Annotated in this window: 17 protein-coding genes; 8 read left to right on the top strand and 9 right to left on the bottom strand. The window is 73.8% G+C overall.

Annotation, left to right across the window (positions count from 1 at the left end; translation table 11 throughout):
• The first annotated feature begins 4 nt into the window (after positions 1 to 4).
• Positions 5 to 916 (top strand): hypothetical protein, encoded by a 912-nt coding sequence (locus P8A18_RS07655; protein ID WP_306052945.1) that lies wholly within the window; start codon positions 5 to 7, stop codon positions 914 to 916.
• 19 nt (positions 917 to 935) lie between these two features.
• On the opposite strand, the gene P8A18_RS07650 is transcribed toward P8A18_RS07655, so the two are convergent.
• The 5 genes from P8A18_RS07650 to P8A18_RS07630 form a co-directional block, all read right to left on the bottom strand.
• On the bottom strand, positions 936 to 2444 hold the full coding sequence (locus P8A18_RS07650) for a phytoene desaturase family protein (RefSeq protein ID WP_306052942.1): 1509 nt from the start codon (positions 2442 to 2444) through the stop codon (positions 936 to 938).
• Positions 2445 to 2495: 51 nt separating this feature from the next.
• On the bottom strand, positions 2496 to 3110 hold the full coding sequence (locus tag P8A18_RS07645) for a DUF4126 domain-containing protein (RefSeq protein ID WP_306052940.1): 615 nt from the start codon (positions 3108 to 3110) through the stop codon (positions 2496 to 2498).
• A 362-nt stretch (positions 3111 to 3472) separates the two neighbouring features.
• On the bottom strand, positions 3473 to 4084 hold the full coding sequence (locus P8A18_RS07640; RefSeq protein ID WP_306052938.1) for a TetR/AcrR family transcriptional regulator: 612 nt from the start codon (positions 4082 to 4084) through the stop codon (positions 3473 to 3475).
• Between the two features lie 29 nt (positions 4085 to 4113).
• Positions 4114 to 6201, bottom strand: coding sequence for a YhgE/Pip domain-containing protein (locus P8A18_RS07635; RefSeq protein WP_306052936.1), 2088 nt, complete (start codon positions 6199 to 6201; stop codon positions 4114 to 4116).
• Positions 6173 to 6973, bottom strand: coding sequence for an ATP-binding cassette domain-containing protein (locus tag P8A18_RS07630; protein ID WP_306060738.1), 801 nt, complete (start codon positions 6971 to 6973; stop codon positions 6173 to 6175). The genes P8A18_RS07635 and P8A18_RS07630 overlap by 29 nt, the downstream gene beginning before the upstream one ends.
• Before the next feature lie 185 nt (positions 6974 to 7158).
• On the opposite strand from P8A18_RS07630, the gene P8A18_RS07625 reads away from it, so the two are divergent.
• From P8A18_RS07625 to P8A18_RS07615, 3 genes are all read left to right on the top strand, one after another.
• A complete protein-coding gene (locus P8A18_RS07625) occupies positions 7159 to 7686 on the top strand; it encodes an SAV_6107 family HEPN domain-containing protein (RefSeq protein ID WP_306052934.1) in 528 nt (175 codons plus the stop codon).
• A 99-nt stretch (positions 7687 to 7785) separates the two neighbouring features.
• Positions 7786 to 8544, top strand: coding sequence for a class I SAM-dependent methyltransferase (locus tag P8A18_RS07620; protein WP_306052932.1), 759 nt, complete (start codon positions 7786 to 7788; stop codon positions 8542 to 8544).
• Between the two features lie 285 nt (positions 8545 to 8829).
• Entirely contained in the window at positions 8830 to 9231 is a 402-nt protein-coding gene (locus tag P8A18_RS07615; RefSeq protein ID WP_306052930.1) for an SCO2097 family morphological protein, read from the top strand.
• Between the two features lie 172 nt (positions 9232 to 9403).
• Here P8A18_RS07615 and P8A18_RS07610 read toward each other — a convergent pair whose 3' ends face one another.
• From P8A18_RS07610 to P8A18_RS07595, 4 genes are all read right to left on the bottom strand, one after another.
• Positions 9404 to 11815, bottom strand: a complete 2412-nt coding sequence (locus P8A18_RS07610; RefSeq protein ID WP_306052928.1) for a transglutaminase TgpA family protein — start codon at positions 11813 to 11815, stop codon at positions 9404 to 9406.
• Positions 11816 to 11825: 10 nt separating this feature from the next.
• The gene (locus P8A18_RS07605; RefSeq protein WP_306052926.1) at positions 11826 to 13181 is read right to left on the bottom strand and encodes a DUF58 domain-containing protein; all 1356 of its coding nucleotides are present in this window, start codon (positions 13179 to 13181) and stop codon (positions 11826 to 11828) included.
• Entirely contained in the window at positions 13181 to 14230 is a 1050-nt protein-coding gene (locus P8A18_RS07600) for an AAA family ATPase (RefSeq protein ID WP_306052924.1), read from the bottom strand. The genes P8A18_RS07605 and P8A18_RS07600 overlap by 1 nt, the downstream gene beginning before the upstream one ends.
• A gap of 274 nt (positions 14231 to 14504) precedes the next feature.
• A complete protein-coding gene (locus P8A18_RS07595) occupies positions 14505 to 15053 on the bottom strand; it encodes a beta-class carbonic anhydrase (protein ID WP_018555519.1) in 549 nt (182 codons plus the stop codon).
• Positions 15054 to 15430: 377 nt separating this feature from the next.
• Between P8A18_RS07595 and rsmH the strand changes: the two genes are divergently transcribed.
• The 4 genes from rsmH (at position 15431) to P8A18_RS07575 (ending at position 20717) form a co-directional block, all read left to right on the top strand.
• Complete coding sequence (rsmH, locus tag P8A18_RS07590) at positions 15431 to 16396, top strand: 16S rRNA (cytosine(1402)-N(4))-methyltransferase RsmH (protein WP_306052922.1); 966 nt, start codon at positions 15431 to 15433, stop codon at positions 16394 to 16396.
• 97 nt (positions 16397 to 16493) lie between these two features.
• Positions 16494 to 16991 (top strand): cell division protein FtsL, encoded by a 498-nt coding sequence (ftsL, locus tag P8A18_RS07585; RefSeq protein ID WP_306060737.1) that lies wholly within the window; start codon positions 16494 to 16496, stop codon positions 16989 to 16991.
• A 4-nt stretch (positions 16992 to 16995) separates the two neighbouring features.
• Entirely contained in the window at positions 16996 to 18981 is a 1986-nt protein-coding gene (locus tag P8A18_RS07580; protein ID WP_306052920.1) for a peptidoglycan D,D-transpeptidase FtsI family protein, read from the top strand.
• 17 nt (positions 18982 to 18998) lie between these two features.
• Complete coding sequence (locus P8A18_RS07575) at positions 18999 to 20717, top strand: UDP-N-acetylmuramoyl-L-alanyl-D-glutamate--2,6-diaminopimelate ligase (protein ID WP_371933647.1); 1719 nt, start codon at positions 18999 to 19001, stop codon at positions 20715 to 20717.
• The last annotated feature ends 3 nt before the right edge of the window (positions 20718 to 20720 follow it).

Raw genomic sequence — 20720 nt, 5'->3', positions numbered from 1 at the left:
GGGCATGGGCTGGACGGTCCTCTACATCGCGTTCGGTGTCGTCGCGCTTTGGCTGCTCGGCGAAGTGCTGCTGCAGTACAAGGCGCGGCTGCGCTGGCGGCTGCTCGCCTTCACCGGCTTCCTCGGTGTGGTCATCGGCGTCCTGGTGCCGTCCGTGCCCGTCATCGCCCTCGGCGCGGTGGCCTTCGCCACCGGCCAGACCTACGTCACGCTCTCGTTCCGCAAGGGCTTCTCGACCGGCTGGGCGATAGGGGGCAAACCCGGGGAGAGCCGCCGCCGGCGCGGCGGACGCGACCGCAAGCCCACGCTGGAGGTCTCCGGCCTGGAAGCGGAGTACGAGGGCGACGCCCCGGCCGCCCCTCCCGCCCCGCAGTTCGCCCCGTCCCCGGCCGCGGTCTACGAGCCGGAGCCGATGCCCGAGGACACCGGGCAGTACGGCGTCTACACCGGCCAATCCCCATCACAGCCCCAGCCGCAGCAGCAGTCCCAGGAGCCCCAGGGCGCGCCGCAGTACGACGCGTACGACCCCTACGCCGGCTACCCGGCCCCCCAGCCCCAGGACCAGGGCGCCTACCCCGGCCAGGACACCTACGCCGGGACCGGGCAGTACGACTACGGCACGGACCGGCAGCAGTACGCCGCCTACTCCGACCCGTACATCGGCACCACCACGGGCACCCCGCAGTACGGCACGTACGACAGCTACGGGAACTACGACGCCTACGGCGGCCAGCAGCAGCACACCGGGGCGTACGGGCAGTCCGACGCGTACGCCTCCGAGACCCCGCCGGGCGGTGTCTGGGTGCCGCAGCAGCGCGAGGGCGAGCAGTACCCGCCGGAGCAGCCCGCCGCCCAGCCGCCGGCCCCGTACCCGCACGGCTACGACCCCGGCCACAACGAGCAGTACCGCTACTGACGGCCCGCCGGCCGGCACCTCACCGGGACCCGCGGAAGCCGTCCCCCTCGACCACGGTCCCCGCGACCAGCGCCCCGGACATGCCCGCGTGCGCCAGACCGCCGCCCGGATGGGACCAGCCGCCCGCCAGCAGCAGACCCGGCAGCCGCGTGCGGTTCGCGGCGTGCAGGAACCCGCCCCCGGCACCCGCCAGCGCGGGCGGGGGAACGGCGCCGCCCTCCGCGCCCGTGTCCGCGGCGGTCTCGGCGGGCGTCCGCACCCAGCTGTGCAGCACCCGCTCGCGCAGGCCGGGCACGGCCGCGTCCGCCGCGTCGATCAGCGTGTCCGCGTACCGCGCCCGCAGCGACTCGTCCGTCCAGTCCACCGGACCGTGCGGGGCGACCGTCGCCGTCAGCGTCACCGCCTCGTGCGCCTCGTCGGGGCGGGTCGACGGGTCGTCGGGCCGCAGCACGGTCACCGTGGGATGCGCCGCGGTCCGGCCCCCGAACACCGCCTCGCGCTCGGCCGCCCCGTCCGCCGGGTGCACCACCGTCCGGTGCACCGTGCCCGCGGGCCGGGCCCCGCGCAGCGCCAGCAGGACCACGAAACGGCCGGAGCCGGAGCCCCCCGGACGCACCGTCACCCCGCCCTCACCCCACAGCTCCTGACCCGGCACCAGATCCGGCCTCGGCCGGGCACCCAGCACCACATGGGCGGCCTCCGCGACCGTCCCGTCCGCCAGCTCCACGCCCGCCGCCCGGCCGTCCTTCTCCACGACCCGGGCCACCTCGGCGCCGAGGACGAACTCCACCTTCCGCGCCAGGCACCGCTCGTACACCGCCCGCGCCAGCTCCCGCATGCCGCCCACCACGTACCAGCTGCCGAACGTCTCCTCCATGTACGGCAGCAGTGCCGCGCTCGCCGGGGCGCGCAGCGGGTCCAGGCCGTAGCCGAGGGCGTATCCGTCGAGCAGGGCCGCCAGCCGGGCATCCGCCAGCTCCCAGGCGCCGATCTCCGCCACCGTCCCCGCCCGCCGGGCCGGGCGCAGCAGCCGCCGCCGTTCCTCGGCCGGATACGGATCGCGGGCCAGCACCTGCCGGTCGGGGCGCAGCGGCTCCTCCAGGAGCGGCCGGCGCGAGCGGTCCCAGGCATCCCCGGCCCGGTCGAGGAACGCCCCCCACTTCGCCCCCGCCCCGCCGCCGAGCGCGGCGTCCAGGGCGGCGACGGTCCCGGCGCGTGACGCGTTCGGCAGGGACACCGCGGTGCCGTCGGCGAAGACATGACGGCTCGCCGGGTCGACCTGGGCCAGCGTGACGCACCGCTCCAGCGGCTCCTTGCCGGTCTTCACGAACAGGTCCCGGTAGACCGCGGGGAGCGGGAGCAGACCGGGCCCGGTGTCGAAGGTGAAGCCCTCGGCGGCATGCCGGCCGAGCGAGCCGCCGTACGTCCCGGACCGCTCGTACACCGTCACCCGGTGGCCTGCCACGGCCAGCCGGGCCGCCGCCGCCATCGCGCCCATCCCGGCGCCGATCACCGCAATTCGTGCCATGGCTGCGACCCTAACGGCCGCCACCGACAGCCCGGCCGCCGGCCTCGGCCGTCAGGCCGGTGGCGGGAAGGCGGCCTGGGCCCGGCGTTTCTCCTCGCGGCGCTGCGCCCTGCGGCGCAGGAACCGGCGGATGCGGGAGGCCAGGAAGACCAGTATCACCAGGCCGAACAGGAGCAGCGTCCCGGCGATGGCCGCCGCGATCCACGGATGGAATATCGCGAAGGTGACGACGCCCGCGACGCCCAGGTCCTCGACCGCGCTCAGCGCGATGTTGCTGAACGGCTCGGGGGAGGTGTTGACCGCCATCCTCGTGCCGGCCTTCACCAGATGGCTCACCAGCGCGGTGGAGCCCCCGATGGCCCCGGCCGCGATCTGCGGCAGCGAACCGCTCTCACCGGCCAGCAGGGCCGCGACGACCGCGCCCGCCAGCGGCCTGACGACGGTGTGCACCGAGTCCCAGACCGTGTCCACGTACGGGATCTTGTCCGCGACCACCTCGACGAGGAAGAGCACCGCGACGACCACGAGCACGTCGGTGCGCTGGAGCGAGGCGGGCACCTCGTCGCTGACACCGGTCGCGCCGAAAATGCCGAGCAGGAGGACCACCGCGTACGCGTTGATCCCGCTCGCCCAGCCGCTTGTGAACACCAGAGGGAGTACGGACACGGACGTGATCGTAGCCAAGGGGTCCGACAGCGCGGCAGGGCGCGGAGGCCCGGAGCTGAGTACGCGTACTCAGCGGGCGGGATGAGTAGCCGCACGGATGGGCCGGGACCCGCCCGAGAGGCAGAGTGGTCGGCACGGAAGGGGCGCTGCCCCGGTACCCGCCGGCACGGGGCGGCGGAACCGGAGCGGCGCTCCCATCCGAACGGGGGTGCGCGGCGGAGGACTCGGGACCACGGGGGACACGGGGTCACGGGGGATGGTCCTCCGGCAGCACGGAAGGCGCCGGTCGGGCGGGCCCGGAAGCATCGGGCCACGCCGGACCGGCGCCTTCGTGCGTACGCGGTCGTGGCCGGCCGGCGGGCTCAGTGGCCGCTGACGCGGCCGCGCAGCAGCAGGGACAGCGCCGAGTGCACGTCGTCGATCGAGCGCTCCGGCTGGAACGCCTGCCAGTCCAGCGCCGCCACCAGCACCATGCCGACCAGCGCCGCCGCCGTCAGCGGCACGTCGATCTCCTCGCTCAGCTCACCGCCCGCCACGCCGTCCGCGATCACGCCCTCCACCACCGCGACGGCGTCGCGGCGCACCACCAGCAGGGTGGACTGCCAGGCGCGGTTGGTGCGCCACAGCTCGGCCACGTACAGCTGGGTGAAGGCGGGATAGCGGTCGATGAAGACCAGGCCGGCCCGGATCATGGCGTCCAGCGACTCGACCCGGCTGCCGCCGCGCGCGGCGGTCTCCTCGGCCGCCGTCCGCAGGGACGCGGTGAGCAGCCCGACGCCGTGGCGCAGCAACTCCTCGAACAGTTCGGTCTTGCTCTTGAAGTTGTAGTAGACCGTGCCCTTCGCGACCCCGGCGCGGTCGGCGATCTCGTCCACCGTGGTCGCCGAGAAGCCCTTCTCGGCGATGAGGGTGACGGCCGCTTCGTAGAGCTTCTGCCGGGTGGCCTGGCGGCGCGTGCTGCTACTGCTTTCCATACCTCCGATTCTCACAGGTCCCGGTGCGCTCACAGGCTCAGCTCCGGGTGGAGCCGCTCCAGCGTCCACATCTGCTTGCGGCGCGCGGTCAGCGAGGTCAGCGCGAGCGCCCCGGCGGTGAAGGCCACGAGGACCGCGCAGCCCTGCCAGACGGGGCCCGGTCCGCCGCCTGTGATCAGCCGGCGCAGCCCCTCGACGACGTAGCTCATCGGCAGGTAGGGGTGGATCGCGTTGAAGAAGCCCGGACTGGTCTGTACGGGGTACGTGCCGCCCGCCGAGGTCAGCTGGAGCATCAGCAGCGCGAGCACGAGGATGCGCCCCGCCGCTCCGAAGCAGGCGTTCAGCCACTGCACGATCGCCGCGAAGCAGCAGGTGACCAGGGCCAGGAATCCGAGCGTCCCGGCGGTGTGCGCCATCCGCAGGCCCGGCCCGAAGTACAGGACGGTCATCAGCGCGGCCACCTGGAGCAGCCCGATCGCGGCCACCGGCAGCCAGCCCGCCAGCGCGATCCGCCGGGCCGGTGCCCCGGCGGCCAGGGCGCGCCTGCTGAGCGGCTGGATCAGCATGTACGCCACCATCGCGCCGACCCAGAGCGAGAGCGGGATGAAGTAGGGCGCGAAGCCCGTGCCGTAGTTGGGGGCGGAGTGCAGCGACTGGGAGGCCAGCCGCACGGGGTCGGCCATGACCTCCGTACGGGCGTCGCGGTCCTTCTTGTCGTAGTCGGGGATCCTGCCGACGCCGTCGCCGAGGCCCTGGGCGAGCGTGGCGGAACCGTCGCTGAGCCGGACCATCCCCTTGTCCAGGTCGGTCGCGCCCTTGTCGAGCTTGCCGACGCCGGTCTTCAGGTCGGCCGAACCGGTCCTGGCCGTGGCCAGCCCGGTGTGCAGCTGGGCCGCGCCCTTGGCGACCTTGTGGGCGCCGGTGTTGAGCGCGTTGACCTTCTTGACGGCGGCTTCGAGGTCCTCGTCCAGATGCGGGGAACGCGCGGCGAGGGCCTTCGCCTGCTTCTCCAGGGTGGTCAGCTGGGTGCGCAGCTGCTTGAGGTCCCCGTTCTGGTTCTCGACGAGGGCGTTCACGTCGTCGGCCACGGCCGCGACATCGGCCGCGGACGTCACGGCGCGCTTCAGCGGCGGGCACACGGCGGGGTCGGGGTCCGGCTGCTCCTCGCACTGGGTGCGGTGGACCTCGGTGAGGTCGTCGGCGGCGGTGTGCGCGGCGGTCGCGGCGGTGGGCGCGGCCTTCACGAGCAGGTCGAGGTTGTCCCGCACGGTCCTGGAGGAGTCGGCGACGAGCCGGGCGGTGTCCCCGATGGCCTTGCCGTTGTCCTTCAGGAAGGGGCGTACGTCGGCGGCCACCCCGTTGACCTTGTCGGCGAGCAGCTGGGTGCCGTCGGCGACCTGGTGCGAGCCGGTCTTCAGGTCGCCCGCGCCCTTGTCCAGCTTCACGATGCCGTCCGCCAGCCGGCTGCTGCCGGACTTCGCGTCACCCAGCCCGTCGGCGAGGTCCTTGGAGCCCTTCTTCGCCTTGCCGATCCCGCTCCTGAGGTCGGCGGCGCCCTTGGCGGCCTTCGCCGTCTCGTCGTGCAGGTCGGAGAAGCTGATGAAGATCCGGTCCAGGAACCCGCGCGACGCGTTGGCCGAGGCGGCCGTGCGGACCTCGGAGAACACCGTCCGCGAGATCTGCCCGACGATGTAGTTGTTCGCGTCGTTGGTACGCACCTGGAGCGCGCCGGTCTCGGGGGAGTCGCCCGCGCTGGAGGCGATGCGCTCGCTGAAGTCGGCGGGCATGCGCAGCGAGAGGTAGTACGTGCCGTCCTCGACGCCCTTGTCCGCCTCGGCGGCGGAGACCTCGTGCCAGGCGAAGACCTTGGAGTCGAGCAGCTTGCCGGTGATCTCGTCGCCCGCGGTGATGCGCTCGCCGTCGGCGGTGGCGCCCTTGTCGTCGTTGACCAGGGCGACCGGGATGCGGTCCAGGCGGCCGTACGGGTCCCAGAAGGACCACAGGTACAGGGCGCCGTAGAGCAGCGGGAGCAGGAGGAGCGCGGCGAGGGCCGCGCGCGGCAGCCGCCCCCTGCCGAAGCGCCTCAGCTCAAGCGTGGCCAGTCTCGGCGAACGCATCGGCCGCCCCCTCCTCGTGCGTGGTCGTGCCGGATTCCCCGGTCTTCGCCGGTCCCCCGGCGTCGGTGGTGCCGGAAGCGGTGCCCGTGCGTACGGTGACGGCGCCCTCGGGAGCCTCGCTGCAGACGGCCAGCACGGTCGTCCCCGCTCCGGCCACGGAACGCAGCAGCCGCCAGGCCTCGGCCCGCTCGGCGCCGGACAGCTTGAGGTCGGCGTCGTCCACCGCGAGCAGCCGGGGCCGGCCGATCAGCGCGAGGGCGACGGAGAGCCGCAGCGCCTCCAGCCGCTCCAGGTCCCGTACGGCGGTCCGCTCGGCCTTCGGGAGCGTGGCGGGGTCGAGTCCGGCGGCGTCCAGGGCCGCGTCGATCCGGTCGCGCGCCGCGGCGGTCCGCTCGCGGGGCGACCGCAGCAGGGCGCGCACGGGGCCGCCGTAGCGGCGCTGGAGCAGGGCCCGCTCGCGCAGGTGCTCGGCGACCGTGAACGCCGGGTCCAGCTCGCTGACCCCGGGCACCGGGCCCAGGGCCGCGATACGGCGCACGGCGGCCGCCCGGCGCGGCAGGGCGAGGCCCCCCGTCCCGGCCTCGCCCTCGGTGGGGCGCATACGGCCGGTGAGGGCGAGCAGGAGACAGGTGCGGCCGGAGCCGGACGGGCCCTCGACCGCGATCAGGGAGCCGGGCCCGGCGTCGAACGTCACATCGCGGAAGGCCCAGCCGCGTGGTCCTTCGAGCCCGAGGCCCTCGGCACTGACGGCTGCTCCGTGCGGACTGTCCACTTGCTTCGGCCTGTCCACGGAACCCCTCCCCTCTTTGAACTGACTGGTCAGTACAAAAAGGTAGCCCGAACTCGCGATCGAAGCAAAAGCCCAGGTCAGGGCCGGATCGAGACCGATTGTCAGTGGGGGCCGTCACGATGGACACAGACGGCCACGAAGCCGTTACCGAGACAGGAGGTTCTGTCATGGCCCACTCGTCCGCAGCCGCCGCCCCGCGACGCCGCGCAGACGGCCCTGCTCCCTCACCGACCGGCCCGGCCCACGATGTCCACCCCGTCGTCCGGCGCACCACCGCGCCGCCCGCTGCCCTCGATCTCCTCGCCCAGGCCCGTGCCGGCCTGGCGGAGGCAGCTGTTCTCGACGTGCCCAACGAGCGGTACGCCACGGCACACCTCGCGGCCCTGCGCACCGCGGCGGCCGTGCTCGCCGTCCGCGGCCGCCCCGAGACCTCGCGCCGGCGCCGGGAGAGGATCCGCAGCGCCTGGGAGATCCTGCCGGAGCTGGCCCCCGAGCTGACCGAGTGGAGCGCCCTGTTCGCCGCGGGTGCCGCCCGGCGGGCCCGCGCGGAGGCGGGGATACCCGGCGCGGCGGGCCGGCGGGACGCGGACGACCTGCTGCGGGACGCGGCGATGTTCCTGCGCCTGGTCGAGCGGCTGCTCGTGCTCCAGCCGGTGCTGCCACAGCCCCGCGGGGAGCGGCCCGAGGCGGGATGACCGCGGGGGCGGTGCCAGGCAATAGGGTGGACAGGACCTATCACCTGCGCTGTTCACGCTCCGCCCCCGCCGGCGGCCCGTGCCGAGGAGTCAACTGCCGTGTCGGACCCGCTGCGCCCCCGCGCCTCCCTCCGTACCGCTGTGGTCTGGGAGGTCCTCAAGGACGCCCTCGACCGCCGGGTCAAGGCGACCGGCAGGGACGCCCTGGACGTGCTGGACACCGGCGGCGGCACGGGCAATTTCGCCGTGCCCGTCGCCCGTCTGGGCCACCGGGTCACGGTCGTCGACCCCAGCCCCAACGCGCTGTTCGCGCTGGAGCGCCGGGCCGCCGAGGCCGGGGTCGCCGACCGGGTCCGCGGGGTGCAGGGCGACATCCTCGGTCTGTTCGACGTGGTGGAGCGCGGTGGTTACGACGCGGTGCTCTGCCACGGCGTCCTGGAGTACGTGGACGACCCCGCCGAGGGCGTGCGGCACGCGGTGGAGGCGCTGCGCCCGGCCGGTGCGCTGAGTCTGCTCGCCGCCGGGCTGGGGGGAGCGGTCCTGGCCCGCGCCCTGGCCGGCCACTTCACCGAGGCCAGGCACGCGCTCGGCGACCCGGAAGGCCGGTGGGGCGAGGGCGACCCGATGCCCCGGCGGTACACCGCCGAGCAGCTCACCGCGCTGGTCACCGGAGCCGACGTGGAGGTCGGCGCGGTCCACGGCGTCCGCGTCTTCGCCGACCTCGTCCCCGGAGTCCTGGTGGACACCGAACCCGGCGCGATGGAAGCCCTCCTCAAGCTGGAGGCCGCGGCCGCCGAACTGCCCGCCTTCCACTCGGTGGCCACCCAGCTGCACGTCCTGGGCACCAAACGCGGCTGAGACACCGGCCCGGCGACCGGCGGCAGCGCGGCTGATCAGCAACGCAGCCGCAGACGGAGTACGCACCGGCAGCCCCGTTCGGGCCCCGGGCCCCGTATGATCGGGGGACACCATCCGGCATGACGGATCGGAGGTTGGGGAATCAACGCCTCAGCAGCTGAGCCGCCGTGGCGGCCCGGACTGGCTGATTGGCAATGAGGGCGGGTTTCACGGGGGCGATTCCCTGCCTATCCTGGAAGGGCCGCATACCGGCCGCCCCCCGCGGCCGACGACGAGGAGGACTCCGTGCCGCTCTCGGAGCACGAGCAGCGAATGCTCGAGCAAATGGAGCGAGCGCTGTACGCCGAAGATCCCAAGTTCGCGACAGCGCTCGAGGGAAGTGGGCTGCGTACATACACCCGGCGACGGGTCTACCAGGCAGTTGCTGGCTTTCTGGTGGGTATCGCGCTCCTCATGGCCGGAATGGTCGCTCAGCAGATCTGGATCAGCGTGGTGGGCTTTCTCGTCATGCTGGGCTGCGCGGTGCTCGCGGTCACGGGCTGGCGCAAGGCACCCAAGCCGGGCGAGCAGCAGCAGGCGGTGCGCGCCGGTGGTGCGAGTGAGCGCCGGCAGTCCCGACAGCGCCGGTCCGTGATGAACCGGATCGAACAGCGGTGGCAGCGCCGCCGCGACGAGCAGGGACAGTAGACGTACAGAGCGTTTCGCAGACGTACAGAGCACTTCTGGGTGAGGGGCGGTCGCGGACATCGCGACCGCCCCTCACGCGTGCGGTGACGAGGCGAAGCGGGTAACGGGGAGAAACGGGGCTGGGGCGGGGCTGGGGCTGGGGCGGAGACGCCCCGCCCCAGCCCCGCCCTCCTCAGCCCTCCTGACGGGACGGGCGCCGGGTCCAGGCCGGCCTGGCCGGCAGCCGCAGGCGCCCCGCCAGGGCCGCCCGGCGCCGGGAGAGCGCCCACACCACTCGTACGGCCGAGCGCGGCGCCACGAGCGCCCGGAGCCGGATGGCCCGCCCGGCCGCGACGCCGAGCCCGGCCCGTACCGCGCGGGCGTCCTCGGCGAGCCCCGAGACCGGACGCGGCTCCGGCGCGTACAGCACCTGCTCCACCGCCCCCGCGACCCGGTGCGCCGCGTCCGCCGCCTCCGTGTCGAGCCGGCCCAGGCGCACCAGCCGCTCGGCGGCCCTGCGCGGGGTCAGCGCGTCGTCCGGGAGGACGCCGTGGTCCCACGCCGTGTCGGTGACCTCCCGCCACACCGCCAGCGTCCTCGCGGTGGTGTCGGCGGGGGTGCGGCCCGCCGACGAGCCCAGCCTGCGGGCCCGCGCCCGCAGGCGCCAGCACATCGGCAGCAGCGGCAGCACCAGGACCAGCACGGCCGCCAGGGCGATGCCGAGCACAGTGCCCGCCGGAGTGCCCGTGTCCGTCGGCGCGGCGGCCCCGGGCGCCGCCGTCTGCCCGCACTCGCCCTGCTTGCGCATCTGCGCCGGGCAGCTCTCCGACGCGGACGGGGCGGCCGCCTCCGGCGCCGAGGCGTCCGCCTCGGGCCTGGCCGGGTCCGCCGTGTCACCGGTCGGGGCGTCGGGCAGCGTGTACGACGGGACGAAGCCACGCGTCGGGGTCGGCTCGAAGCGGGTCCAGCCGATGCCCTCGAAGTACAGCTCGGGCCACGCGTGCGCGTCCCGCAGCCCGACCGAGTACGTACCGTCGGCCTGCGCCGAGCCCGGCGTGAAGCCCACCGCGACCCGGGCCGGAATCCCCAGCGTCCGGGCCATCGCGGCCATCGTGAACGAGAAGTGGACGCAGAAGCCCTTCCGGTCCTTGAGGAAACGGGCGATCGCGGCCGTGCCCGTACCCGAGCTGACCGAGGTGTCGTACGTGAACCCGCCGTCGGTGGAGAAGTAGTCCTGGAGCTTCACCGCCCGCTCGTAGGCGTTGCCCGTGCCCCGCGTGACCTCCTCGGCGGTTTCCGCGACCACCTTCGGCAGCGTGTCCGGCACCTGGGTGTACTCACGCAGCAGCGCCGCCGGGACCGCGCCCGCACGGGCGAGCTGCTCGGCCGTCGGCTGCACATCGAGGCTGGTCACCGTGTACTGAGCGCCGCTGGTGGTCTCCCCGTCGTCCCCGACGAGCGTGCGGCCCTCCTCCTCGAAGCGCCACCGCCCGTCGACCCGCACCTCGGCCGCCGGAAAGGGCAGCGGCAGATAGGTCTGCCGGTACGAGCGGGAGGCCGAGACGGTCGACTTGACCTCCGAGACCGTGACGGCGGGGGAGAGGCCGGCCGGCGTCGGAAGCCGCTTCGGCACGTCCTGGAGCCGGCGCGTGGAAGCCCGCCACTCGTTCCCGTTGAACTGGTCCAGGGCCAGGATGCGCAGATAGAAGTCGCCGGGGCTGTCGGAGTCGGTGCGGTACGACATCACCTGCCGGTTCTCCGGCTGGTTCAGGTTGTCCTGGAGCGAGACCAGCGGGTTGACCGCGGAGATGGTGCCGCCGCCGCGCCCCTTGGCGCCCCCGCTGCCCGAACCCGTCAGCAGCCCGCCGTCCAGCGCGGGCAGCGCCGCCGGCACGACCAGCGCGATCCCGAGGGCCAGCGCGCCGATCCGCCGCCCCGTACGAACCGGGGCGAGCGCCCTGCCGCCCGAGGCTTCGAGCCCGGCGGACGAACCGCCCCGGGACCCGGCCGCTCCGGCGAAGACCCGCCCCCACTGGGAGAGCCGGTCGCGCCCCTCGGCCAGCAGGAGCAGCAGATAGCCGCAGGCCGCCAGCAGGAACCACAGCCAGTCCGTGCCGCCGTCCGAGAGCCCGGCGGCCACCGAGTAGAGCGCCAGCAGGGGCAGCCCGGCGGGCGCGGCGCTGCGGAAGGTCACCGCCAGCGTGTCCACCGCGAGCCCGACCAGCAGCACCCCGCCCACCAGCATCAGCCGGATGCCCGGGGTCGCCGGCGCCGGAATCGCGTACCGGCTGACGTCGTCCGTGCCGGCCGTCAGCAGGTCCGTGAGCTGCCGCACCGCCTGCGGTCCGGGCAGCACGCCCGCCACCGCCTGCTCCCTGGCGAACGCCACCGTCAGCAGCACCAGCACGACCAGCGCCTGCGCGACGACCGTCAGCAGCCTGGGCAGCGGCACCCGCCGGCCCAGCGCGCCCACCCCGAACTGGATCGCCAGCAGGAACGCGGCCTGCACGAGCCATTTGGCCGGGTCCACCAGTGGCAGCATCGAGCAGGCCGCCATCAGTGTCGCCGCGAAGGCGCACAGCGCCAGCCGACCACGACCGCTCATGACCGCCCCCTCATGACCAGCCCCCGGAGAATCCCGCCGTGCCGGAACCGGCCGGCGTGCCGTGGCGTCCGGCCTGCTGCCACAGCACGGGCAGCTCGGCGCCGGGCTCCACCGGCACCACCGTCCACCCCGACTCGCGCAGCGGCCGCAGCCGCCGCTCGGACGCCTCGCGGGTGGCGGGCGAGGCGCCGTTCACCCAGGCGGTGGCGTCCAGGACGAAGGCCACGGCCCCGCTGCTGCGCTGCCGCATCCGGGCGGCCACGGCGGCCTGCGCCTCGTCCAGATCGCCGAGGAAGGCGATCAGCAGCCCCTCGTCGCCCCCGCGCAGCCCGTCGTACGCGCGGGACAGGCCCCCGCCGTCGGAGTGCTCGACGACCGCGAGGGTGTCCATCATCAGCCCGGCGGACTCCGCCGAGTCGTGGGTGGCGCCGGCGAGGCCGGCCCCGCCCGGCGCCGCGCCGCCCACGTCGGTGAGCAGCTGGACCGCGAAGCCGCGCTCCAGCATGTGCACCAGCGCGGAGGCCGCCCCGGAGACGGCCCACTCGAACGCGGAGTCCGGCCCCGTGCCCCGGTAGGCGACGCGCCGGGTGTCGAGCAGGACCGTGCACCTGGCCCGCTGCGGCTGCTCCTCGCGGCGCACCATCAACTCGCCGTGGCGCGCGGTGGAGCGCCAGTGGACGCGGCGCAGATCGTCCCCGTAGCGGTAGCCGCGCGGGATCACGTCGTCCTCACCGGCCAGCGCCAGGGAGCGCTGGCGCCCCTCGCCGTGGCCGGAGGCCTCGCCGGCCAGCCGCACCGGCGGCAGCGGCTCGGTCCTCGGGACCACGACCAGGGTGTCGTAGGCGCTGAAGGAACGCGTCAGCTCGCACATGCCGAACGGGTCGCTCAGCCGCAGTTGCAGCGGGCCGAGCGGATAGCGCCCGCGCAGGTCCGAACGGACCCGGTAGGACACCTCGCGCCGGCCGCCCGCCTCCACCCGGTCCAGCACGAACCGGGGACGCGGACCGAGCACGTACGGCACCCGGTCCTGGAGCATCAGCAGGCCCGTGGGCAGGCGCGAGACGTTGTCCATCCGCAGACGCACGCGGGCCTCGGAACCTGCCGGGACCCGCGAAGGGGAGAGCCGGCGGGTGCCCGCCACCCGGTAGCGGGTCCGGTAGAGCACGGTCGCGCACACCAGCGGCAGCACGGCGAGCAGCAGACCGACCCGCAGCAGGTCCCCCTGGCCCAGCGCGTAGGCGCAGACCGCCGCGGCGATCCCGGCCGCGAGGAAGGACCGCCCCCGGGTGGTCAGCCCGCCGAGCGCGGCCCGCACACCCCCCTTGCCCTCGCCGCCGTCCATCGCGACGGGCCCCGCCCCGGCCATCACGTCCGCCGGGGGGCGGGCTGCTGTCGGCCGCCGTACGCCGGGCCCGCCTGATACTGCGGAGCGGCGGCGGCCGGGCCGCCCACGGCCGTGGGCACCGGGGTCTGCTGGAGGATCTCCAGCACGACCTGCTCGGCGCTGCGGCGGTTCAGCTGGGCCTGCGCGGTGGGCAGCAGCCGGTGGGCGAGCACCGCCACGGCCAGGGCCTGCACATCGTCCGGCAGGCAGTAGTCCCGGCCGCACAGCGCCGCGGACGCCTTGGCGGCCCGCAGCAGATGCAGCGTGGCGCGCGGCGAGGCGCCGAGCCGGAGGTCGGGGTGGTTGCGGGTGGCGCCGACGAGCTGCACCGCGTACCTGCGGACGGCCTCGGCGACATGGACCGCCCGCACCGCGTCGATCAGCTTCACGATGTCGTGCGCGTGGGCCACCGGCTGGAGGTCGTCCAGGGGGGAGAGCCCGCCGTGCACGTCGAGCATCCGCAGCTCGGCCTCCGCGCTGGGATAGCCGATCGACACCCGGGCCATGAACCGGTCGCGCTGGGCCTCGGGCAGCGGATACGTGCCCTCCATCTCCACCGGGTTCTGCGTGGCCACGACCATGAAGGGGTCGGGCAGCTCGTAGGTGTGCCCGTCGATGGTGACCTGGCGCTCCTCCATCGACTCCAGCAGCGCGGACTGGGTCTTGGGGGAGGCGCGGTTGATCTCGTCGCCGATCACCACCTGGGCGAAGATCGCCCCCGGCTTGAACTCGAAGTCGCGGCGCTGCTGGTCGTAGATCGACACCCCGGTGATGTCCGACGGCAGCAGGTCCGGCGTGAACTGGATGCGGCGCACCGAACAGTCGATGGACCTGGCCAGCGCCTTGGCCAGCATGGTCTTGCCGACGCCCGGGACATCCTCGATGAGCAGATGCCCCTCCGCGAGCAGCACGGTCAGCGAGAGCCGTACGACCTCCGGCTTGCCCTCGATCACGGCCTCCACCGACCTGCGCACCCGCTCTGCGGTGGTGGTCAGATCTGTGAGGCTCGCTCGATCGTCATAGGTCGTCACCCGGCCCTCCTCGGCCCTGCCCCACGCTCACCAGGAGCACGGGATTCCCCAGTCACGGGCCGGTGCCCTCGTGCGGCCCGGCCCTCCCCGAAATGCGGACACCGCGCCGGACGGCGAGGTCCGACGGGGTGTCACTCACGCATTCTTGTTGCCGTTACCGCTTTGTGTCACTCGCCTGTGGACAACCAAGGGCGATATGTCGGATTGGGTGAGGATTTCGTCACCGGAAGGTGCTCGTCCGCCACCTCCCGGCGACCTCGGGCGCACGGCCGGATCAGGAAGCCGGGAAGATCTCGCGCAGCTTGCCGGAGGTCACGTCGAAGACAAAACCGCGCACGTCATCGGTGTGCTTGAGGAACGGCGAGGTGCGCGCGCGCTGCATCGACTGCCGCACGTCCTGGTCGGCGTCGGTGTACGACTCCACGGCCCAGGACGGGCGCTGGCCGACCTCCATCTCCAGCTCCTGGCGGAAGTCCTCCGTGATCGACTCCATGCCGCAGTTGGTGTGGTGGATCAGGATGATGCTGCGGGTGCCCAGCGCCCGCTGGCTGATCGCCAGCGAACGGATGACGTCGTCGGTGACCACGCCGCCCGCGTTGCGGATGGTGTGGCAGTCGCCCAGCGACAGGCCGAGAGCCTTGTGCAGGTCGAGCCGGGCGTCCATGCAGGCGACCACGGCGACGCGGAGCACCGGCTTGGCGTCCATCCCGGGGTCCTTGAACTCCGAGGCGTAGTGGCCATTCGCCTCGACCAGACGGTCGGTGACCGTACCGGCGGCGGCGGAGGCGGGAGGTTCGGCGGGGGCGTGCGCGGAAGTCGACATGGACAAGACGTTAGCCCCGCCACCGGCGGCGACCGGAGGGGGAAGCGGACAAAAAACGTCAACAGTGCTTGTTGTGAGGTACTCCACAAGCCCGCCCGCGGTCATCCGGGCGGGTGAACGCGCGGCGGCCGACGCGCTGCCGGGTTGATTGATCGGGAATCGATCGAGTGGCAGGGTGGACTAAAGTGACGGGAAGTTACCGACACCCTGCACATTTCGAACTTTTCCCCGTGTGCGCGGCGTACGTACGGCCCGGCCCTCTCCCGCTCGCCGGTCGGCTGACGCCCCTTCCCCGGCGCCGGCGGACCTCCCCTTCGCGAGCGGGCGGGGACCAGGCCGTACGTCCCGCCACCCGGGACCTGAGCCTGAGAGGGCGCATGAGCCAGACCCGACACGTCCCGGTGATGCTCCAGCGATGCCTGGACCTGTTGGCACCGGCTCTGGAGGCGCCCGGCCCCCGGCCCCCCGTGGTCGTCGACTGCACCCTGGGCCTCGGCGGACACAGCGAGGCGCTCCTCGCCGCCTTCCCGACCGCCCGGCTGATCGCCCTGGACCGCGACAAGGAGGCCCTCCGCCTCTCCGGCGAGCGGCTCGCCCCCTACGGCGACCGCGCGACGCTGGTGCACGCCGTCTACGACGAGCTGCCCGAGGTGCTCGACCGGCTCGGCATCCCCAAGGTGCAGGGCGTCCTGTTCGACCTCGGCGTCTCCTCCATGCAGCTGGACGAGGCCGACCGCGGCTTCGCGTACGCCCGCGACGCCCCGCTCGACATGCGCATGGACCAGACGACCGGCATCGGCGCCGCCGAGGTCCTCAACACCTACCCGCCGGGCGAACTGGTGCGCATCCTGCGCGCGTACGGCGAGGAGAAGCAGGCGAAGCGGATCGTCTCCGCCGTCGTGCGCGAACGCGAGAAGGAGCCCTTCAGCAACAGCGCCCGGCTCGTCGAGCTGATCCGCGAAGCCCTGCCGCAGGCCGCCATGCGCACCGGCGGCAACCCCGCCAAGCGCACCTTCCAGGCCCTGCGCATCGAGGTCAACGGCGAACTCACCGTGCTGGAGCGGGCCATTCCGGCCGCCGTCCGGAGCCTCGCCGTCGGCGGCCGCATCGCGGTCCTGTCGTACCAGTCGCTGGAGGACCGGCTGGTCAAGCAGGTCCTCGCGGCCGGAGCCGCCAACACCGCGCCGCCCGGCCTGCCCGTCGTCCCCGAGCGCTACCAGCCCCGGCTGAAGCTGCTCACCCGGGGCGCCGAGCTCCCCACCGAGGAGGAGGTCGCCGAGAACCGGCGGGCCGCCCCCGCCCGGCTGCGCGGCGCCCAGCGCATCCGTGAGGACGAGCGGTGAGCGCCCGGCTCCCGGCCGCCGGCGCCGGGGACGGAGCGGTGCGGTGAGCGAACCGGCCGGGCAGCGGCAAGGACGCGCCGCACGGCTCACCCGGCTGATGCCCGCCGGGCCGAGCACCGCGGCCCGCACTCCGTTCGTCCTGCTGGTCGTCCTGCTGCTGGGCGGCGGCCTGATCACCCTGCTGCTGCTCAACTCCGCGCTCAACGAGGGATCGTTCCGGCTGAGCGAGCTGAAGAAGCGGACCACCGAACTCACCGACGAGCAGCAGGCCCTCCAGCGCGACGTCGACGCCTCCTTCGAGCCCGACGCCCTGGCACGCCGGGCCCGGGAGCTGGGCATGGTCCCCGGCGGCAGCCCCGCCTTCCTCGACCCGGGCGGCACGGTCCGGGGGGTGCCGTCCAAGGCCACGCCGGGCCCGGACCCCGTATCCACCCCGACCACCCCCGCGCCGGCCACGTCGGCGCCCGCGAGCCCGGCCACGCCCACGGCCCCCGCGGCCACCACCCCCGCGCCCGGCACCGCGACGGCGGGACCGGGCACCTCCACGGCCTCCGGCGCGCCGGCGGCACAGCCCTCCACGAGCCCCGGCAGGTGACCGAGTGCCCTCCAAGCAACCACCGCGCCGCCGGGTCCCCGGCCCCGCGCGCCCCCGCAACGCCGCCTCGTCCGGCCGCCCGCGCCCCGAGCAGCGGCGGCGCGGCCCGTCCGGCGCACCGCGCGGGCGCACGGCGCGCAGCCGCTCCGGCCGGCCGCTGCGGCTGGGCAGCCCGCGCCCGAGGCTGCGGCTGGTCAGCCTCGCGCTGACGCTCGTCATGATCGCGTTCGTCGTCCGCCTCCTCCAGGTCCAGGCAGTCGACGCCCACGCGTACGCCGCGAAGGCCGAGGAGAACCGCTACCTGAGCTACACCGTGGCGGCGGAGCGCGGTGAGATCACCGACCGCGGCGGCATCGCGCTGGCCACCAGCGTCGACGCGTACGACATCACGGCCGACCCCAAGATGTTCACGCCGGCCGACAGCAAGGCGCCCGACGCCCCCCAGCAGGCCGCCGCCCTCCTCGCGCCCATCCTCGGCGTCGACGCGGCCGATCTGACGAAGCGGCTCTCCAAGCCCAAGAGCCGCTACGCGGTCCTGGCCCGCAGGCAGACCCCGCAGGTCTGGAAGCAGATCAAGGACCTGAAGTCCGCCTTCGCCGAGAAGGCCGCGAAGGACAAGGCGGCCGGCGGCCCCGGCGCCAACGTGCTGGCCGGCGTCTTCCAGGAGGCGACCACCAAGCGCGTCTACCCCAACGGCGCCCTGGCCGCCGGGATACTGGGTTATGTCAACGCCGAGGGCAAGGGCGCGGGCGGCCTCGAATCGCAGCTGGACAAGGAACTCGCGGGCGAGGACGGCACGATCAAGTACGCCCAGTCCGGCGGCCGGCGGGTGCCCACCGCGGGCACCAAGGAGGTGCCGGCGGTCCCCGGCTCCGACATCGAGCTGACCATCGACCGCGACATCCAGTGGGCGGCCCAGAAGGCCATCTCCGACCAGGTCGAGAAGTCGAAGGCCGACCGCGGCTACGTCATCGTGCAGAACACCCGCACCGGCGAGGTCCTCGCCATGGCCAACGCCCCCGGCTTCGACCCCAACGACCTCTCCCAGGCCGACGCCGCGTCCCTGGGCAACGCGGCCCTCCAGGACGTCTACGAGCCCGGCTCCACCAGCAAGGTGATGTCCATGGCCGCCGTGCTGGAGGAGGGCGTCGCCACCCCCGGTACGCACGTCACGGTCCCCAACCGGCTGCACCGGGGCGACCGGCTCTTCAAGGACGACATCGACCACCCCACGTGGTACCTGACGCTCAACGGCGTACTCGCCAAGTCCAGCAACATCGGAACGATCCTGGCCACCGGTCAGCTCGGCAAGACGCAGGCCGAGTCGAACAAGGTGCTGCACTCCTACCTGAGGAAGTTCGGCATCGGGTCGCCCACCGGCCTCGACTACCCCGGCGAGACCCCCGGCATCCTCGCCAAGCCGCAGGACTGGTCGACCTCGCAGCAGTTCACGATCCCCTTCGGCCAGGGCCTCTCCCTCAACGCCATGCAGGCCGCCTCGATCTACTCGACCATCGCCAACGGCGGCGTCCGGATCGAACCGACCCTCGTCCGCGGCACCAGGGGCGCCGACGGCCGCTACACCCCCGCCGAGGCCCCCGAACAGACCAGGGTGGTCAGCGAGAAGACGGCGAAGACGCTCGCCACCATGCTCGAATCGGTGGTCGGCGACGAGGAGGGCACCGGAACGAAGGCCAAGATCCCCGGCTACCGGGTCGCGGGCAAGACCGGCACCGCCAACCGGGTCGACCCGGTGCGCGGCGGCTACCACGGCTACACGGCCTCCTTCGCCGGCTTCGCGCCCGCCGACGACCCCCAGATCACCGTCTACTGTGCGATCCAGAACCCCACCAAGGGCAGTTACTTCGGCGGCCAGATCTGCGGCCCCATCTACAAGCAGGTCATGGAGTTCGCCCTCAAGACGCTCCAGACCCCCCCGTCCGGCAGTGAGCCGGCCCGGCTGCCGGTGTCCTACGCACCCGGCGAGTGAACTCGCGGAGACCACCAGTGACAACCATCACCCCCGATCCCGGGAACCGGAACGAGAACCCCCGGACCCCGGCCCCCTCACTTCGCGAGAGGTCCGGTGCGCCCGGTACGCTCACCGCCGTGCCCCACGCTGAACAGTCCCGAACGACCCAGAAGGACGCGCCTGTGAACTACCCGGGAGCGCCCCGCCCGGATCGGCTGCGGCCGACCCCCCTGGTAACACTGGCGGCCCGTCTGGGAGCCGAACCGCCGGGCACCGGTGACGTCACCGGCATCACCCACGACTCCCGCGCCGTACGCCCCGGGGACCTCTACGCGGCCCTGCCGGGCGCCCGGCTGCACGGCGCCGACTTCGCCGCCCAGGCGGCCGGTCTCGGCGCGGCGGCCATCCTCACCGATCCGTCCGGCGCCGAGCGCGCCCGCGCCACCGGGGTGCCGGTCCTCGTCACCGACGACCCGCGCGGCCGGATGGGCGAACTCGCCGCCGAGATCTACGGCCACCCCGGCGCCGACCTGCTCCAGATCGGCATCACCGGCACCTCCGGCAAGACCACCACCGCCTACCTCATCGAAGGCGGCTTCCGCGGCGCCGGACGCGACACCGGCCTCATCGGCACCGTCGAGATGCGGATCGGCGACGAACGCATCAAGTCCGAGCGCACCACCCCGGAAGCCACCGATCTCCAGGCCCTGTACGCCGTCATGCGCGAACGCGGCGTGGACGCGGTGACCATGGAGGTCTCCAGCCACGCCCTGGTGCTCGGCCGGGTCGACGGCTGCGTCTTCGACGTCGCCGTCTTCAACAACCTCAGCCCGGAGCACATGGAGTTCCACTCCGGCATGGAGGACTACTTCCAGGCCAAGGCGCGGCTGTTCACCCCGCAGCGCAGCAAACAGGGCGTCGTCAACTACGACGACGAGTACGGCCGCAGGCTCATCACCGAGGCGTCCGTGCCCATCACCACCTTCTCCGCCGAGGGCCACCCGGACGCCGACTGGCGGGCCGAGGACGTCGTCGTCGGCCAGCTCGGCTCCACCCTCACCGTGGTCGGCCCGAACGGCGAGCGGGCCACCGCCAAGGCCCCGCTGCCCGGCCCGTTCAACGTCGCCAACACCCTGGCCGCGATCGTCACCCTCGCCGTCGCCGGCATCGACCCGCAGACCGCGGCCGACGGCGTCGCGTCCGTCCCCGGGGTGCCCGGCCGGCTGGAACGCGTCGACGCCGGACAGCCCTACCTCGCGCTCGTCGACTACGCGCACAAGACCGACGCCGTCGAGTCCGTGCTGCGCTCCCTGCGCAAGGTCACCAAGGGCAGGCTGCACATCGTCCTCGGCTGCGGCGGCGACCGCGACACCACCAAGCGCGGCCCGATGGGCGCCGCCGCCGCCCGGCTCGCCGACACCGCCGTACTGACCTCCGACAACCCCCGCTCCGAGGACCCGCTCGGCATCCTGGCCGCCATGCTCTCCGGCGCCGCCGAGGTGCCCGTCCACGAGCGCGGCGACGTCCTGGTCGACGCCGACCGGGCCGCGGCCGTCGCCGCCGTCGTCGGCCGCGCCGAGCCCGGGGACACCGTGCTCATCGCCGGCAAGGGCCACGAGCAGGGCCAGGACATCCACGGCGTCGTCCGCCCCTTCGACGACCGGGTGGTCCTGCGCGCCGCCATCGAGCGGTCCCTGGGGCACGAGAGCGCCACCCCCTGTGCCTCCACCCACGAGAACAACAGTCAGGGATGACCA

It is taken from the genome of Streptomyces sp. Mut1 (genome assembly GCF_030719295.1).
Taxonomy (GTDB): Bacteria; Actinomycetota; Actinomycetes; order Streptomycetales; family Streptomycetaceae; genus Streptomyces; species Streptomyces castrisilvae.
Note: the sequence above shows the minus strand (reverse complement) of the source record. Positions and strands in the feature narration are given on the sequence as shown.

Excerpts from the sequence above, each read along its gene's own strand:
- P8A18_RS07655 (WP_306052945.1), top strand. The coding sequence starts at position 5 with ATGGGCTGGACGGTCCTCTACATCGCGTTCGGTGTCGTCGCGCTTTGG.
- P8A18_RS07650 (WP_306052942.1), bottom strand. The coding sequence starts at position 2,444 with ATGGCACGAATTGCGGTGATCGGCGCCGGGATGGGCGCGATGGCGGCG.
- P8A18_RS07640 (WP_306052938.1), bottom strand. The coding sequence starts at position 4,084 with ATGGAAAGCAGTAGCAGCACGCGCCGCCAGGCCACCCGGCAGAAGCTC.
- P8A18_RS07635 (WP_306052936.1), bottom strand. The coding sequence starts at position 6,201 with ATGCGTTCGCCGAGACTGGCCACGCTTGAGCTGAGGCGCTTCGGCAGG.
- P8A18_RS07625 (WP_306052934.1), top strand. The coding sequence starts at position 7,159 with ATGGCCCACTCGTCCGCAGCCGCCGCCCCGCGACGCCGCGCAGACGGC.
- P8A18_RS07610 (WP_306052928.1), bottom strand. The coding sequence starts at position 11,815 with ATGAGCGGTCGTGGTCGGCTGGCGCTGTGCGCCTTCGCGGCGACACTG.
- P8A18_RS07605 (WP_306052926.1), bottom strand. The coding sequence starts at position 13,181 with ATGGCCGGGGCGGGGCCCGTCGCGATGGACGGCGGCGAGGGCAAGGGG.
- P8A18_RS07595 (WP_018555519.1), bottom strand. The coding sequence starts at position 15,053 with ATGTCGACTTCCGCGCACGCCCCCGCCGAACCTCCCGCCTCCGCCGCC.
- rsmH (WP_306052922.1), top strand. The coding sequence starts at position 15,431 with ATGAGCCAGACCCGACACGTCCCGGTGATGCTCCAGCGATGCCTGGAC.
- ftsL (WP_306060737.1), top strand. The coding sequence starts at position 16,494 with ATGCCCGCCGGGCCGAGCACCGCGGCCCGCACTCCGTTCGTCCTGCTG.